Below are 15,551 nucleotides of genomic sequence, written 5' to 3'. Positions count from 1 at the left end.
TGCTCATGATTCCTGTCTACATCGTCTCCCTCGCCAACGAAACCGAACGCCGCGAACACATGCGCGGGCAATGCCGTCGTTTCGGCTTGGCAGCGGTTTTTATCGATGCCGTGGATATGCGGCAGGCCGGGCAAAAGGATATCGAACGGCTCTCTACCCGAATGTTGCACAAAAAGCCGAAAAAACAGCGCTGGCTCAGCCGCGGCGAACTGGGTTGCGCCTTAAGCCACCATCGGGTTTACGAAGCTGTTTGCGCACAAAGCCAACCCTACGCCCTGGTTTTGGAAGACGATGCCGAATTTATCCGCAACCCGCTGCCGCTGTTGGACGAAGGCTACCTGAATGCCTTATCCGACCAATATCCGTTTGACGTGCTGATTGTGGGCTATGTGAAAACCCTGCCGCAGCAACTGCCTTATTACTACCGCCGCCTGCCCATCAAATACCGCGCCGCCATGGCTACCGACGGCGAAACCGTGCGCTTCGGCACCCCGTGGGAACAATACGGCTGCGGTACCGTGGCCTATATTGTCAGCCGTGCCGGCGCGGAAAAACTACAGGCAGCCACCCAAACGCCGTGCGCCGCCGCCGACGACTGGCTGTATTTCGAGCAACACCACCGCCTGCGTATTCTGCACAGCCGGCCGGCTTTCGTGCTGGAAGCGCTGGAAAAGCTCGACAGCACCATCCGCATTGAGAAAGCAGACTTTCTCCGCCCCAAGGCCAGCAGCGTCATCATCCGCAGCGTCAAAGGCTACCTGAAACACTTCGCCATGAATTACCTCGGAATGAAAGCATGAAACTGATTATTCTCGACCGCGACGGCGTGCTCAACCACGACCGCGACGACTTCGTGAAGTCGGCCGACGAATGGGTACCCATCGAAGGCAGCATGGATGCGGTGGCCTTTCTTAAGCAGGCCGACTACACCGTGGTGGTGGCCACCAACCAATCCGGCATCGGCCGCCACTACTTCACCATGCAGGATTTGAACGAAATGCACGAAAAACTGCACCGTCTCGCCCGCGAAGCCGGCGGCGGCATCGACGGCATCTGGTTCTGCCCGCACACCGACTCCGCCCGCTGCCACTGCCGCAAACCCAAGCCCGGCATGGTGGAAGACATTCTCGACCGCTTCAATATGTCGGCCGAAGGCGTGTGTATGGTGGGCGACAGCCTGCGCGATTTGCAAGCCATCGCCGCGGTGGGCGGCCAGCCCGTGCTGGTGCTCACCGGCAAGGGCAAAAAAACCCTGGCCGCCGGCGGCCTGCCGGAAAACACACAAGTGTTCGACGACCTGCTCGCCTTCGCCAAACACCTCAACACCCAACCCGCTCCCCAACAGGACGCCCTATGCTCTGGATAAGAAACCTCGCCTATTGGCTCTTGGTGGCGCTGATCACCCCGCCGCTGTTTGTCGTCTTGGTGCTGGCCGCTCCCTTCCCGCGCGGCATCCACACCATGGCCACCCGCTGGGCGCTCACCCTGATGTGGCTGCTGGAGCATGTGGTCGGCCTCAAATATACCGTGGAAGGCGCGGAAAACATTCCGGCCGGCCCCGCCGTCATCTGCTGCAAACACCAGTCCGGCTGGGAAACCTTGGCCACCCAAAAAATCTTCCCCGCCCAAGTATTCGTGGCCAAGCGCGAGCTGTTTCTGATTCCTTTCTTCGGTTGGGGGCTGAAACTGGCCGGCACCATCGGCATCGACCGCAAAAACCCCGCCAAAGCCAGCGCCCAAATCATCGAGCAGGGCAGCCAGCGCAAAGCCCAAGGTTTTTGGATCACCATTTTCCCGGAAGGCACCCGCATTGCCCCGGGCAAAAAAGGCCGCTATAAAAACGGCGCCGCCCGCATGGCCAAACTCTTGGAAATGGATTTGGTACCGGTGGCACTCAACAGCGGCGAGTACTGGCCGAAAAACTCGTTTTTAAAATATCCCGGCGAAATCCGCGTCATCGTTTGCCCGCCGATCGCACACGACAGCGGCGACATCGACGCGCTGACCCGCGCCTGCGAAGCCGCCATCGAAAGCCGTATGCCGGCCATCACCGGGCTGGGCCCCTGTTACCGCAAGGAGACGGCATGAACGGCGACCAAATCGGCGCAGCCGCGATTGCCGTAGCTGCGATCGTGTTTTTGTGGTGGTACAAAGGCCCCTGGCTGGCCGAACAGGCTCCGCGCTGGCGTCTGCCGCTGCTGATTGCCGGTACCGCCGCAATTACCGCCAGCCTGTTGTATTACTTAGGCTGGATCGGCTAAACAGCTTGAGGCCTTTCAGGTAGCCCGCAATACTGTTCCCGCCTATGCACCATCAGCTTTCCGACGGCCGCCGCATCCGCCTTGAACTGCGCCGCAGCGCCAAGAAAAACATCATCCTGCGCCCGCAGGGTGCAGACAACCTGCGCCTGAGCGTGCCGCCCTGGTTGGGCGAAACCGAATTGCGCCGCTGGCTGGCCGCCAACGAAGCTGCTCTGCGGCGCCTGCTCGACCAAGCGCCCGCCGCCGATGCCGCACCAAAACACATCTGGCTGTACGGCGAAGCACTGCTGTTGTCGCCGCAAGCCGGCAGCGGCATCCGCCTGGAAGCAGACCGTATCAGGCTACCCGAAAGCCCGTGGCCGCAACAAAAAAACCTGCTGCGCCGGCATCTCCACGGCCGGGCCGCCGATTACCTGCTGCCGCGCCTGCAGGCACACGCCGAACGCCTGCAGCTGCACCCCGCCGCCTCCGCCCTCACCTCGGCCCAAACCTTCTGGGGCGTCTGCCGTCAGCGCACCGGCATCCGCCTCAACTGGCGGCTGGTGGGCGCACCCGAATATGTGGCCGACTATGTGTGCGTGCACGAACTGTGCCACCTGCCCCACCCCAATCACAGCCCGGCCTTCTGGCAGCTGGTCCGCCGCCACACCCCGCACACCGATGCGGCCAAAGCCTGGCTGAAACAGCACGGCCGCGAACTGTTTATTTTGGACTAGTTGTTTTGGACTAGTTGTTTTGGACCGGGCTTGCTTGACAATCAGCCAACATCCCCCAAACAACACCGCCGCCCTGATATTCATCGTTCAAAAACCACACCGAAAGGAACCCGCCATGAGACTGCTCCACACCATGTTGCGCGTCGGCGATTTGCAGAAATCGCTGGCCTTTTATCAAGACGTGCTCGGCATGCGCCTGCTGCGCCAAAAAGACTACCCCGACGGCCGCTTCACCCTCGCCTTCGTCGGCTACGGCGACGAAGCCGACACCGCCGTGATCGAACTCACCCACAACTGGGACACCCCCGTCTACGATCTGGGCAACGGCTACGGCCACATCGCCATCGAAGTGGAAGACGCCTACGCCGCCTGCGAAGCCGTACGCGCCAAAGGCGGCAAAGTTACCCGCGAAGCCGGCCCGATGAAGCACGGCAGCACCGTGATCGCCTTTGTGGAAGACCCCGACGGCTACAAAATCGAATTCATCCAAAAACACGGACGGCAAGACTGACCCCCCCACGCCGAAGGCTACCTGAAACCCTTTCAGGTAGCCTGATTTACTGCCGCTGGCTTATAATCGTCTCTTTCGTTTCCATCATATTCATATCAGGCCCGCCGCCATGCAAGAACACTACCAACCCTCGCTGATCGAGCCCGCCGCCCAGAAAAAATGGGCCGACCATCACGTCTTTAACGCCGTCGAAGACTCCTCTCGTCCCAAGTTTTACTGCCTCTCCATGTTCCCCTACCCCAGCGGCAAGCTGCACATGGGCCACGTGCGCAACTACACCATCGGCGACGTGCGCAGCCGTTTCAAACGCCTCAACGGCTTCAACGTGATGCAGCCCATGGGTTGGGACGCCTTCGGCATGCCGGCCGAAAACGCCGCCATGGAGAACGGCGTCGCCCCCGCCAAATGGACCTATGAAAACATCGACTATATGCGCGGCCAGCTCAAAAGCCTGGGCTTTGCCATCGATTGGGCGCGCGAATTCGCCACCTGCACCCCCGAGTATTACCGCTGGGAGCAGCTGTTTTTTACCAAGCTGTTTGAAAAAGGCGTGATCTACCGCAAAAACGGCACCGTCAACTGGGACCCGGTGGACCAAACCGTGCTCGCCAACGAGCAGGTGATCGACGGACGCGGCTGGCGTTCGGGCGCGCTGATCGAAAAGCGCGAAATCCCGATGTATTACTTCCGCATCACCGATTACGCCGAGCAGCTGCTGGCCGATTTGGACGAACTCGACTGGCCGGAACAGGTGAAAACCATGCAGCGCAACTGGATCGGCAAATCGCGCGGCATGCAGGTGCGCTTTCAGGTAGCCGAAGACAGCAAACAGGGCTTGAGCGGCGAATATGCCGATTATCTGCAAGTCTATACCACCCGCCCCGACACCCTGTTGGGCGCCACCTATGTGGCGGTGGCCGCCGAGCATCCGCTGGCCGCCGCCGCCGCGGCCGGGCAGCCCGAACTGCAAGCCTTTATTGCCGAATGCAAATCCGGCAGCGTGGCCGAGGCCGACATGGCCACCATGGAGAAAAAAGGCATGCCCACCGGCCGTTATGTGCTCAATCCGCTCAACGGCGAACGCTTGGAAGTGTGGATTGCCAACTATGTGCTGTGGGGCTACGGCGACGGCGCGGTGATGGCGGTGCCCGGCCACGACGAGCGCGACTTTGAATTTGCCAACAAATACGGCCTGCCGGTAAAACAGGTCATCGAATCCACCCTTCCTCAGCCCGCCTACAACCCAAGCGAGTGGCAGACATGGTACGGCGACAAAGAACACACCCGCCTGATCAACAGCGGCGAATTTGACGGCCTGGATTTTCAAGCCGCCTTCAACGCCATCGGCGCCAAACTGCAAAGCCTGAACGCCGGCGCACTGAAAACCCAATACCGTTTGCGCGACTGGGGCATTTCCCGCCAGCGCTACTGGGGCTGCCCGATTCCGATTGTCCATTGCGACAGCTGCGGCGACGTACCGGTGCCGGCCGAGCAGCTGCCGGTGGTGCTGCCCGAAGACGTGGTGCCCGACGGCAGCGGCTCGCCGCTGGCGAAAATGCCCGAGTTTTACGAAACCACCTGCCCGCACTGCGGCGGCCCCGCCCGCCGCGAAACCGACACCATGGACACCTTTATGGAATCCAGCTGGTACCAGTTCCGCTATATGTCGCCGCAGTTTGAGGGCGGCATGGTCGAGCCGGCGGCAGCGCAATACTGGCAGGCGGCCGACCAATACATAGGCGGCATCGAACACGCCATTTTGCATCTCTTGTACGCCCGCTTCTTCACCAAGCTGATGCATGAAGAAGGCATCGTACCGGTGAAAGAACCGTTCAAACAGCTGCTCACCCAGGGCATGGTGGTGTGCGGCACCTTCTACCGCGAACAGGCCAATGGCCGTAGAGATTGGTTCAATCCGGCCGATATCGAACTTTCTCTTGACGAAAAAGGCCGCCCTACTTCCGCCATACTGAAGGCCGACGGCCAGCCCGTCACCATCGGCGGCATCGAGAAAATGTCGAAGTCGAGGAAAAACGGCGTGGATCCTCAAGCTTTGATCGACGCCTACGGCGCCGACACCGCGCGCCTGTTTATGATGTTCGCCTCGCCGCCCGAGCAGTCGCTGGAATGGAGCGACGCCGGCGTGGAAGGCGCCCACCGCTTCCTGCGCCGCCTGTGGCGCACGGTGTACGAATTCCAAAAACAGGGCGTCCCGGTTGCCGCCTTTTCAGGTAGCCAAGACGGCCTCTCCGCCGCCCTGAAAGACCTGCGCTTCAAGCTGCACAGCACCATCGCCAAAGTCACCGACGACTACGACCGCCGCCAGCAGTTCAACACCGCCATCGCCGCCGTGATGGAGCTGCTCAACCAATACGACAAAACCGATACCGCCGATGAAAACGGCCGCGCCGTGGCGCAGGAAGTATTGGAAAGCGTGGTGGTGTTGCTGTGGCCGATTGTGCCGCATATCTGCGAAACCCTGTGGGCGGTACTGCGCCCTGAAGGCAAAGTGTGGGAACAGGGCTGGCCGAAAGCCGACCCCGCCGCGCTGGTGCAAACCGAAATCGAAATGATGGTGCAGGTAAACGGCAAATTGCGCGACAAAATCACCGTGGCCGCCGATGCCGATCAAGCCGCCATCGAAACCGCCGCGCTCGCCAGCGCCGGTGCGCAGAAATTCACCGAAGGTAAAGTTGCGAAAAAAATTATCGTGGTACCCAAGCGCTTGGTGAACATTGTGGTATAAAGCCGCCCCGCTGCAAACTGCCTGGCCGACGCCAGGCAGTTTGTTTTCATGGTAACGGTTTCAGCTAAGCCGCTTGAATCAGTGAAACCGGCCTACCGTCACCCCTGTTTATCAATCAGCAATCGAACACAAATGAACACTCAAACCCTATTCGTCAGCGCCCTCCTGGCCGTTTTCTTATCCGCCTGCGGCAGCAGCGGGGGTAGCGGCCCGACAGTTGGCCAACCACCCGCCCCGCCGGCTGAAACCTTACCGGACACACCGTCCAAACCTGAAGCGCCAGCCAAGCCCGAAGCGCAGCCCAAGCCCGAAGCGCAGCCCAAGCCCGAAGCGCAGCCCAAGCCCGAAGCGCAGCCCAAGCCCGAAGCGCAGCCCAAGCCCGAAGCGCAGCCCAAGCCCGAAGCGCAGCCCAAGCCCGAAGCGCAGCCCAAGCCCGAAGCGCAGCCCAAGCCCGAAGCGCAGCCCAAGCCCGAAGCGCAGCCCAAGCCTGAGGCAGAACCCAAACCTGAAGCAGAACCCAAACCCGACACACAGCCAACACCGCCGGCATCATTACAAGAACTGAACCGCCAAACCTTTGAGAAACTGGTTGTTGACAATAGAATGAATGCGGAAAACCGCAACTTGGTGCAATTAAGCCTCGATACCGGCGGCAAAAACATCCAACTGCAAATTCTGCACCCAGATGCCAATTTTGTCGGCCAACCGCTGATCGAGACCTTGCGCGGGCACAATGGGCGTTTGATCGGCTACTACGGCCATGCCGCCGTCAGCCGCCAAGTTCGCAACGTATACAATAACGAACCTGAAGGCTCCATCCTGCACTTGCTGCACCTACAGGATGCCGACGACGCACTGTTGAAGCGGCCGGAAGGCTTGGCCAACCTGCATTACCGCGGCACCATGTATTACCGCCACCACCACGTCAGCAATGAAGTGCTTGAGGCACCGGTAGCGGCCGTTTATCACGGCGGCAACAAAACCCTGGCGATGCAGATCAACGGCAGCGGCCGTGACGGCGTACAGATCTGGCATCTGGGTCCCCAGAGCAGTCTCGCCCCCCGCGGCAGTAAAGGACTGGCCGTTCCGGTCGGTGACGACGGCCGTGTAAGCGGCCAGCTGTGGTTGGACACCCAAGGCGGACCCAATGCCCGACTGCAAATCAACGGCTTTTTTGACGGCGGCCTGTACGGTGAGCACGGCGAGGTGCTGACCGGCAAGGCGTGGAATGATCGCGATCAGCGAGACAGCCATTGGGAAGGCGTCATCGGCGCCACCACGGCCAAACCGGAATAACTCGGCTGAACCGCCTCCATCAGGGCTACCTGAAAGCATCACGCTTGCAGGTAGCCCTTTCGCATGAACATCCGCCCGCTGCCAAACGCCTGCCCGGGCGCGGCATGTTATGATGCCTACCTTTGTTCTACCGAAAACGCCCACATGACCGCCCAACGCATCCGCACCCTTACCGACACCCTCAACCGCTACGCCCACGAGTATTACACCCTCGACGCGCCCAGCGTGCCCGACGCCGAATACGACCGCCTCTACCGCGAGCTGGAGGCTCTGGAAGCCGCGCACCCCGAGCTGAGGCTACCTGAAAGCCCCACCCGTCGGGTGGGCGGCGCCGTGCTGGCCGGTTTCGACACCGTGGTGCACGCGGTGCCGATGCTGTCGCTCAACAACGCCTTTTCACCGCAGGACGACAGCGGGGCGTTTGATCATGCCGAAATGCGCGCGTTCAATGAACGGGTGGGCAAAGACTTGGGGCTGGCGCAGGTGGTGTATTGCAGCGAGCCCAAATTCGACGGCCTGGCGGTGAGCCTGCTGTATCGGCACGGCGTGTTGGTGCAGGCGGCCACCCGCGGCGACGGCGCCAGCGGCGAAGACGTGACCGACAATCTGAAAACCGTGCGCAATGTGCCGCTGCAACTGCAAGGCGGCCATCTTCTGCCAAAGTTGATCGAAGTGCGCGGCGAAGTGCTAATGCTGAAAGCCGATTTCGCCGCCCTCAACCGACGCCAGGAAGCGGCGGGGCAGAAACCGTTTGCCAACCCGCGCAATGCCGCCGCCGGCAGCCTGCGCCAACTCGATTCCAAAATCACCGCCCAACGCAAACTGCATTTTTTCGCCTACGGCATCGCCCGCCAACAAGGCGGCAAAGTAGCCGAGACCCACATCGACGAGCTGGCCTATTTGGGCGGGCTGGGTTTCAGCCTGCCTGAAGGCCGCTTTGCCGTGTGCAAAGGCATCGAAGCAGTGCTGGCCTTTTACGAGCGCTTGGCCGCCGAGCGCCCCGGCCTGCCCTATGAAATCGACGGCGTGGTGGTAAAGGTGAATAGCCTGGCTCAGCAACAGCAGCTGGGTTTCGTGTCGCGCGCGCCGCGTTGGGCGGTGGCGCACAAATTCCCCGCCGAAGAAGCGCTGACGGTGGTGGAAGCCATCGATGTGCAGGTGGGCCGCACCGGTGCGGTCACGCCGGTGGCACGTTTGCAGCCGGTGTTTGTCGGCGGCGTCACCGTGACCAACGCCACCCTGCACAATCAGGACGAAGTCAGCCGCAAAGACGTGCGCGTGGGCGACACCGTGGTGGTACGCCGCGCCGGCGACGTGATTCCCGAAGTGGTGCGCATCCTGCCTGAGCGGCGGCCGATGGTGGAAATACCGGGCGCAGACTTGTTTTCAGGTAGCCTCTCACCACAATCTCCGCCCTTCAGGCTACCTGAAAGCTGCCCGGTGTGCGGCAGCGCGGTGGTACGCGAAGAAAACGAAGCAGTGGCGCGTTGCAGCGGCGGCATGCTGTGCGCGGCGCAACGGGCGCAAGGCTTGATTCATTTCGCCGCGCGCAAGGCGATGGACATCGAAGGCTTGGGGCAAAAACAGATTGAAGCGCTGGTGGCGCAGGATTTGGTGCACGGCTTTGCCGACCTCTACCGCCTCGACATCGCCACCCTGCAACAAATCAAAGACGGCGGCCAAGACGACAGCAGCAAGCCCAAGCCGCAAAAATGGGCACAGAATATTCTCGACGGCATCGCCGCCAGCCGCACCCCGCCGTTGGCGCGGCTGCTGTTTGCCTTGGGCATCCGCCATGTGGGCGAAAGTACCGCCAAGCAGCTGGCCGCCGCCTTTGGCAAGCTGGCGCTGCTGCGGCAGGCGCCGCAGCCCTTGCTGGCGTGCCTGCCCGACATCGGCGGCGTGGTGGCGGCCTCGATTGCCGATTATTTCCGCCAGCCCGCACAAAGCGCGCTGTTGGACGATTTGCTGGCCGCCGGCGTGCAGCCGCAGGAAGGCCCGCCCAGCCCGCAGCTGGTGCAGTATTTCGCCCCGGAGCAATGGCTTGCCCGCCTGCCCGGTATCAAACTGAGCGAAAAACGCGCCGCCGAATTATGGGCGCTGGCCGGCGGCAGCATGAATGGCCTGTTACAAGACGAAGCGCTGCCGGCGGCCTGGCAGCAATGGCGCACGCAAACCGAACACGCCGCCCTGCTGCGCGACATCGCCCGCTTTCTGGCCTCATTGCCCGAGGCCGCAGACCACGCTGCCGCGGCCGGCGTTTCCGACAGCCCGTCTGCGCCGCTGGCCGGCAAGACTGTGGTGCTCACCGGCACCCTGCCCAGCCTCAAGCGCGATGAAGCCGCCGCCTTGATTGAAGCGGCCGGCGGCAAAGTGTCCGGCAGCGTGTCGAAAAAAACCGATTATGTGGTGGCCGGCGAAGCCGCCGGCAGCAAGCTGGACAAAGCCCAAGCTTTGGGTGTGGGCATTCTGGACGAAGCCGGCCTGCTGGCGCTGCTAAACGGAGAGCACCACAGCGGATAAACCGCCAAGCGCCGTTGCGGATTGCCTGCCCCAATATACGAGAAAGGCTACCTGAAACGTTTCAGGTAGCCTTTTGCTGCTTTGAGCGTCAAGATTACAGAGCTTTCCAGCGGGCTTGCGACTCGCGGATCACTTCCTTGGCCTCTTCAATGTCGCCCCACTTGGTCACTTGGGTGGTGCCGGGCTTTTTCAGGTCTTTGTAGTGGTTGAAGTGGAATTCGATTTGTTTGATCAGCTGCTGGGGCAAATCAGACAAGCTGTTAATCGCATTGCCGGTATGGCGGTCGTCGGCCGGTACCACCACCACTTTGTCGTCTACTTCGCCGTCGTCCACAAACTTCATCACACCGATGACTTTGGCTTCCATATAGATGCCGATGGGCAGCGGGGTGTCGGTAATGATCAAAGCATCCAGCTCATCGCCGTCTTCGTCCAAAGTTTGCGGGATAAAACCGTAATTGGTGGGCTTGGCAAAAGCCAGGGGTTCCACCCGGTCGAGTTTCATTACCGCGTTTTTACGGTCCCATTCGATTTTGTGGTTGGAGCCCTGCGGGATTTCAATCACCACATTGATGATGCCGCCGTCTACGTCGCCGGCGTCGAGAATTTTGTTGAAGTCTGCCATGGTTGTTCCTTAATGTTGGAAATACAGGGCGGCCATTATACTGTAAAACCCTGCGGGTTATTGGCCGCCGCCACCCTAAAAGCTTTTCAGGTAGCCTCAGCAGGCTACCTGAAAGCCGTATAGATAGTGTGATTTTATTTCTGGTTGTCGGCAATCGCTTGCTTCAACTCGGGGTTGGGCAGATAACCGGCCATGATTTTGCCGTTGGGAAAGACCAAAGTCGGCGTACCGTTAAAGCCCAACTGCGTCCCCAATTCCATGGTGTCGGCAATCGGATTGCCGCAAGCCGGCACTTCTGCCGGCACCGCGCCTTTGCGCATCCAGCCTGTCCACGCTGCCGTACGGTCCTGGTTACACCAAATGCGCTCGGCTTTAGCTTTGGCCGCCGGATGCAGGGAGGGAATCGGCATCATAAAGTTGTAAATCGTGATGTCGCTCATCTTCTCAAACTCACGCTCCAGACGCTTGCAATACGGGCAATCCGGATCGGTAAACACCGCCACTTTCAAGCTGCCGTTGCCGCGCACCTCAGTGATCGCTTTATCCAAAGGCAGGGCCGCATAATCGATGCGGTTTAAATCGCTGCGCCGCTGTTCAGAAAGATTGCTGCGTTCGGTAACGTCAATCAAATCGCCGGTGAACATATGGTTGCCGTCCGCACTCATGTAAACCAATTGATTGCCGGACAAATACACCTCGTAAATTCCCGCTACCGGCGACTCGGCTACGTTCAGCACTTTAATGTCCTGCTCGGCATAAGTTTGCGTGATTTTATCGGTAATGGCTTTAACGGCATCTGCCGGCGCAGCAGCCGGTTGTGCGGATTTGTGCGCCGGCTGTGCATTACAAGCGGCTAAAGGCAGCAGCGCGGCCAAAACCGCGGCACGAAGAAAAGCAGACTTCATCAACATTCCCCAAGATGGTGTGCAAAAAGTAAGCATTATGCCTAAAAATAGGATAAGCGAACAGAAAAGAAGTCTATATCCATGCCAAATGCCTGAAACATTGGCACATCCGAAATCAGATATGTGTTCTGCATTTATCCAAGATGGTTGCTTCAAAAGCAAAAGCCCCCTGATATTCAGGGGGCTTTAGTAATGGGGTTTGGCGGTGACCTACTTTCACACGGGTATCCGTACTATCATCGGCGCTGAGTCGTTTCACGGTCCTGTTCGGGATGGGAAGGCGTGGGACCAACTCGCTATGGCCGCCAAACATAAACTGTCAAATTGGTAAGCCGTTATGAAGCGCTGCTTCACTTATTTATTGTTTAATCAACGGTGCGATGATGTGTCATCAAGTCTTATGTAAGCTTTTATCTTTTTATTACTTTGATTCGTGATGTTGGATATCGGTTTGCCGATATCCGATGTCCGAATCCAAAGTTCTTCAAATGATAGAGTCAAGCCTCACGAGCAATTAGTATCGGTTAGCTTCACGCATTGCTGCGCTTCCACACCCGACCTATCAACGTCCTGGTCTAGAACGACTCTTCAGGAGGGTCAAGCCCTCAGGGAAGTCTCATCTTCAGGCGAGTTTCGCGCTTAGATGCTTTCAGCGCTTATCTCTTCCGAACTTAGCTACCCGGCGATGCGACTGGCGTCACAACCGGTACACCAGAGGTTCGTCCACTCCGGTCCTCTCGTACTAGGAGCAGCCCCCGTCAAACTTCCAACGCCCACTGCAGATAGGGACCAAACTGTCTCACGACGTTTTAAACCCAGCTCACGTACCACTTTAAATGGCGAACAGCCATACCCTTGGGACCGACTACAGCCCCAGGATGTGATGAGCCGACATCGAGGTGCCAAACTCCGCCGTCGATATGAACTCTTGGGCGGAATCAGCCTGTTATCCCCGGAGTACCTTTTATCCGTTGAGCGATGGCCCTTCCATACAGAACCACCGGATCACTATGTCCTGCTTTCGCACCTGCTCGACTTGTCGGTCTCGCAGTTAAGCTACCTTTTGCCATTGCACTATCAGTCCGATTTCCGACCGGACCTAGGTAACCTTCGAACTCCTCCGTTACTCTTTGGGAGGAGACCGCCCCAGTCAAACTGCCTACCATGCACGGTCCCCGATCCGGATTACGGACCTGGGTTAGAACCTCAAAGACACCAGGGTGGTATTTCAAGGACGGCTCCACAGAAACTGGCGTCTCTGCTTCTAAGCCTCCCACCTATCCTACACAAGTGCCTTCAAAGTCCAATGCAAAGCTACAGTAAAGGTTCACGGGGTCTTTCCGTCTAGCAGCGGGGAGATTGCATCTTCACAACCATTTCAACTTCGCTGAGTCTCGGGAGGAGACAGTGTGGCCATCGTTACGCCATTCGTGCGGGTCGGAACTTACCCGACAAGGAATTTCGCTACCTTAGGACCGTTATAGTTACGGCCGCCGTTTACTGGGGCTTCGATCCGATGCTTGCACATCTTCAATTAACCTTCCAGCACCGGGCAGGCGTCACACCCTATACGTCCACTTTCGTGTTAGCAGAGTGCTGTGTTTTTAATAAACAGTCGCAGCCACCGATTCTCTGCGACCCTCCAAAGCTTACGCAGCAAGTGCTTCACCTCAGAGGGCATACCTTCTCCCGAAGTTACGGTATCAATTTGCCGAGTTCCTTCTCCCGAGTTCTCTCAAGCGCCTTAGAATTCTCATCCTGCCCACCTGTGTCGGTTTGCGGTACGGTTCTGATTCAACTGAAGCTTAGTGGCTTTTCCTGGAAGCGTGGTATCAGTTACTTCTTGTCCGTAGACAATCGTCATCACTTCTCGGTGTTATGAAGACCCGGATTTGCCTAAGTCTTCCACCTACCGGCTTAAACAAGCTATTCCAACAGCTTGCTAACCTAACCTTCTCCGTCCCCACATCGCATTGAATCAAAGTACGGGAATATTAACCCGTTTCCCATCGACTACGCATTTCTGCCTCGCCTTAGGGGCCGACTCACCCTACGCCGATGAACGTTGCGTAGGAAACCTTGGGCTTTCGGCGAGCGGGCTTTTCACCCGCTTTATCGCTACTCATGTCAACATTCGCACTTCTGATACCTCCAGCACACCTTACGATGCACCTTCTCAGGCCTACAGAACGCTCCCCTACCATGCGCGCTTCATTAAATAAACTCCACTTTAATAAATGCTTTCCGTCGCTTCGCTCCGGCAAGCTATCTGAATTCATTTAATGAAGCGCGCATCCGCAGCTTCGGTTACAGATTTGAGCCCCGTTACATCTTCCGCGCAGGACGACTCGACCAGTGAGCTATTACGCTTTCTTTAAATGATGGCTGCTTCTAAGCCAACATCCTGGCTGTCTGGGCCTTCCCACTTCGTTTACCACTTAATCTGTCATTTGGGACCTTAGCTGGCGGTCTGGGTTGTTTCCCTCTTGACAACGGACGTTAGCACCCGCTGTCTGTCTCCCATGATTGCACTTTCCGGTATTCTTAGTTTGCCATGGGTTGGTAAGTCGCAATGACCCCCTAGCCATAACAGTGCTTTACCCCCGGAAGTGATACATGAGGCACTACCTAAATAGTTTTCGGGGAGAACCAGCTATCTCCGAGTTTGTTTAGCCTTTCACCCCTATCCACAGCTCATCCCCGCATTTTGCAACATGCGTGGGTTCGGACCTCCAGTACCTGTTACGGCACCTTCATCCTGGCCATGGATAGATCACTCGGTTTCGGGTCTACACCCAGCAACTGATCGCCCTATTAAGACTCGGTTTCCCTGCGCCTCCCCTATCCGGTTAAGCTCGCTACTGAATGTAAGTCGTTGACCCATTATACAAAAGGTACGCAGTCACCCCATTAAGAGGCTCCCACTGTTTGTATGCATCAGGTTTCAGGTTCTATTTCACTCCCCTCCCGGGGTTCTTTTCGCCTTTCCCTCACGGTACTGGTTCACTATCGGTCGATGATGAGTATTTAGCCTTGGAGGATGGTCCCCCCATCTTCAGACAGGATTTCACGTGTCCCGCCCTACTTGTCGTATACCTAGTACCACTGCTGGAATTTCGAATACGGGGCTATCACCCACTATGGCGGACGTTTCCAAGTCCTTCTTCTATCCCAACAGCTATCGTATACAGGCTCCTCCGCGTTCGCTCGCCACTACTTGCGGAATCTCGGTTGATTTCTTTTCCTCCGGGTACTTAGATGGTTCAGTTCTCCGGGTTCGCTTCGCTTATCCTATGTATTCAGATAAGGATACCGTACAGAATACGGTGGGTTTCCCCATTCGGACATCACCGGATCATAGCTCTATTGCCAGCTCCCCGATGCTTTTCGCAGGCTTACACGTCCTTCGTCGCCTATCATCGCCAAGGCATCCACCTGATGCACTTATTCACTTGACTCTATCATTTGAAGAACCTGCTGACTTCGCTAAACCTTCCGTTGACAAGTCGGTTTAACTTAGGCTCTCTACTTTGATAAAGCTTACTGCTTGTTGTGTGTTCGTCTGTGCCTTTTGCACTCACAGACAAACGATACAATCATCACCCAAATTACTGTGGTCTCACCCTTGCCTTTGCAGGCTGCCTGAAGACAAATGAATCGCTTCGGGCGGGTAAAACCAACATTGTCTTTGTTTGTTGATTTCGGCTTTCCAATTTGTTAAAGATCAATGCAACTTTTAATCGCAAATAAAAACCAGCTCTTCAAACTCGTTTTTATTTGCCATCAGCTTTTGGTGGAGGCAAACGGGATCGAACCGATGACCCCCTGCTTGCAAAGCAGGTGCTCTACCAACTGAGCTATGCCCCCAATCTCTTGGTGGGTCTGGCAGGACTTGAACCTGCGACCCCACGCTTATCAAGCGTGTGCTCTAACCAGCTGAGCTACAAACCCAGATTACTCCAACTTCG

Annotated in this window: 11 protein-coding genes, 2 tRNA genes and 2 rRNA genes; 9 read left to right on the top strand and 6 right to left on the bottom strand. The window is 57.9% G+C overall.

What is annotated here, in order from left to right; translation table 11 throughout:
- The first annotated feature begins 5 nt into the window (after positions 1 to 5).
- The 9 genes from H3L94_RS01060 (at position 6) to ligA (ending at position 10,053) form a co-directional block, all read left to right on the top strand.
- Complete coding sequence (locus H3L94_RS01060) at positions 6 to 800, top strand: glycosyltransferase family 25 protein (protein ID WP_182122314.1); 795 nt, start codon at positions 6 to 8, stop codon at positions 798 to 800.
- Positions 797 to 1,366: a D-glycero-beta-D-manno-heptose 1,7-bisphosphate 7-phosphatase gene (gene gmhB, locus H3L94_RS01055; protein ID WP_182122313.1), complete on the top strand. Its 570-nt coding sequence runs from the start codon at positions 797 to 799 to the stop codon at positions 1,364 to 1,366. The genes H3L94_RS01060 and gmhB overlap by 4 nt, the downstream gene beginning before the upstream one ends.
- Positions 1,354 to 2,088, top strand: coding sequence for a lysophospholipid acyltransferase family protein (locus tag H3L94_RS01050; RefSeq protein WP_182122312.1), 735 nt, complete (start codon positions 1,354 to 1,356; stop codon positions 2,086 to 2,088). Before gmhB ends, H3L94_RS01050 begins: the two co-directional genes overlap by 13 nt.
- On the top strand, positions 2,085 to 2,261 hold the full coding sequence (locus H3L94_RS01045) for a hypothetical protein (RefSeq protein ID WP_182122311.1): 177 nt from the start codon (positions 2,085 to 2,087) through the stop codon (positions 2,259 to 2,261). The genes H3L94_RS01050 and H3L94_RS01045 overlap by 4 nt, the downstream gene beginning before the upstream one ends.
- Before the next feature lie 44 nt (positions 2,262 to 2,305).
- Positions 2,306 to 2,977 carry a M48 family metallopeptidase gene (locus H3L94_RS01040; protein ID WP_182122310.1) on the top strand — a complete coding sequence of 224 codons (672 nt, stop codon included), beginning with the start codon at positions 2,306 to 2,308 and terminating at the stop codon, positions 2,975 to 2,977.
- Between the two features lie 115 nt (positions 2,978 to 3,092).
- Positions 3,093 to 3,488, top strand: coding sequence for a lactoylglutathione lyase (gene gloA / locus H3L94_RS01035; protein ID WP_182122309.1), 396 nt, complete (start codon positions 3,093 to 3,095; stop codon positions 3,486 to 3,488).
- Positions 3,489 to 3,597: 109 nt separating this feature from the next.
- Positions 3,598 to 6,234 carry a leucine--tRNA ligase gene (leuS, locus tag H3L94_RS01030; RefSeq protein ID WP_182122308.1) on the top strand — a complete coding sequence of 879 codons (2,637 nt, stop codon included), beginning with the start codon at positions 3,598 to 3,600 and terminating at the stop codon, positions 6,232 to 6,234.
- A gap of 132 nt (positions 6,235 to 6,366) precedes the next feature.
- Positions 6,367 to 7,530: a hypothetical protein gene (locus H3L94_RS01025; protein WP_182122307.1), complete on the top strand. Its 1,164-nt coding sequence runs from the start codon at positions 6,367 to 6,369 to the stop codon at positions 7,528 to 7,530.
- A 144-nt stretch (positions 7,531 to 7,674) separates the two neighbouring features.
- Positions 7,675 to 10,053, top strand: coding sequence for an NAD-dependent DNA ligase LigA (gene ligA, locus H3L94_RS01020; RefSeq protein WP_182122306.1), 2,379 nt, complete (start codon positions 7,675 to 7,677; stop codon positions 10,051 to 10,053).
- A 94-nt stretch (positions 10,054 to 10,147) separates the two neighbouring features.
- Here ligA and H3L94_RS01015 read toward each other — a convergent pair whose 3' ends face one another.
- The 6 genes from H3L94_RS01015 to H3L94_RS00990 all read right to left on the bottom strand — a co-directional run bounded on the left by H3L94_RS01015 (position 10,148) and on the right by H3L94_RS00990 (position 15,534).
- Positions 10,148 to 10,678, bottom strand: a complete 531-nt coding sequence (locus tag H3L94_RS01015; RefSeq protein ID WP_009120192.1) for an inorganic diphosphatase — start codon at positions 10,676 to 10,678, stop codon at positions 10,148 to 10,150.
- Between the two features lie 134 nt (positions 10,679 to 10,812).
- Positions 10,813 to 11,583 (bottom strand): DsbC family protein, encoded by a 771-nt coding sequence (locus H3L94_RS01010; RefSeq protein ID WP_182122305.1) that lies wholly within the window; start codon positions 11,581 to 11,583, stop codon positions 10,813 to 10,815.
- Between the two features lie 197 nt (positions 11,584 to 11,780).
- Positions 11,781 to 11,893, bottom strand: a 5S ribosomal RNA gene (gene rrf / locus H3L94_RS01005).
- A 183-nt stretch (positions 11,894 to 12,076) separates the two neighbouring features.
- Positions 12,077 to 15,041: ribosomal RNA gene (locus H3L94_RS01000) — 23S ribosomal RNA — on the bottom strand.
- 333 nt (positions 15,042 to 15,374) lie between these two features.
- Positions 15,375 to 15,450, bottom strand: a tRNA-Ala gene (locus H3L94_RS00995).
- 7 nt (positions 15,451 to 15,457) lie between these two features.
- Positions 15,458 to 15,534, bottom strand: a tRNA-Ile gene (locus H3L94_RS00990).
- Positions 15,535 to 15,551: the final 17 nt, after the last annotated feature.

Source organism: Neisseria shayeganii (genome assembly GCF_014054965.1).
Classification (GTDB): domain Bacteria; phylum Pseudomonadota; class Gammaproteobacteria; order Burkholderiales; family Neisseriaceae; genus Eikenella; species Eikenella shayeganii.
Note: the sequence above shows the minus strand (reverse complement) of the source record. Positions and strands in the feature narration are given on the sequence as shown.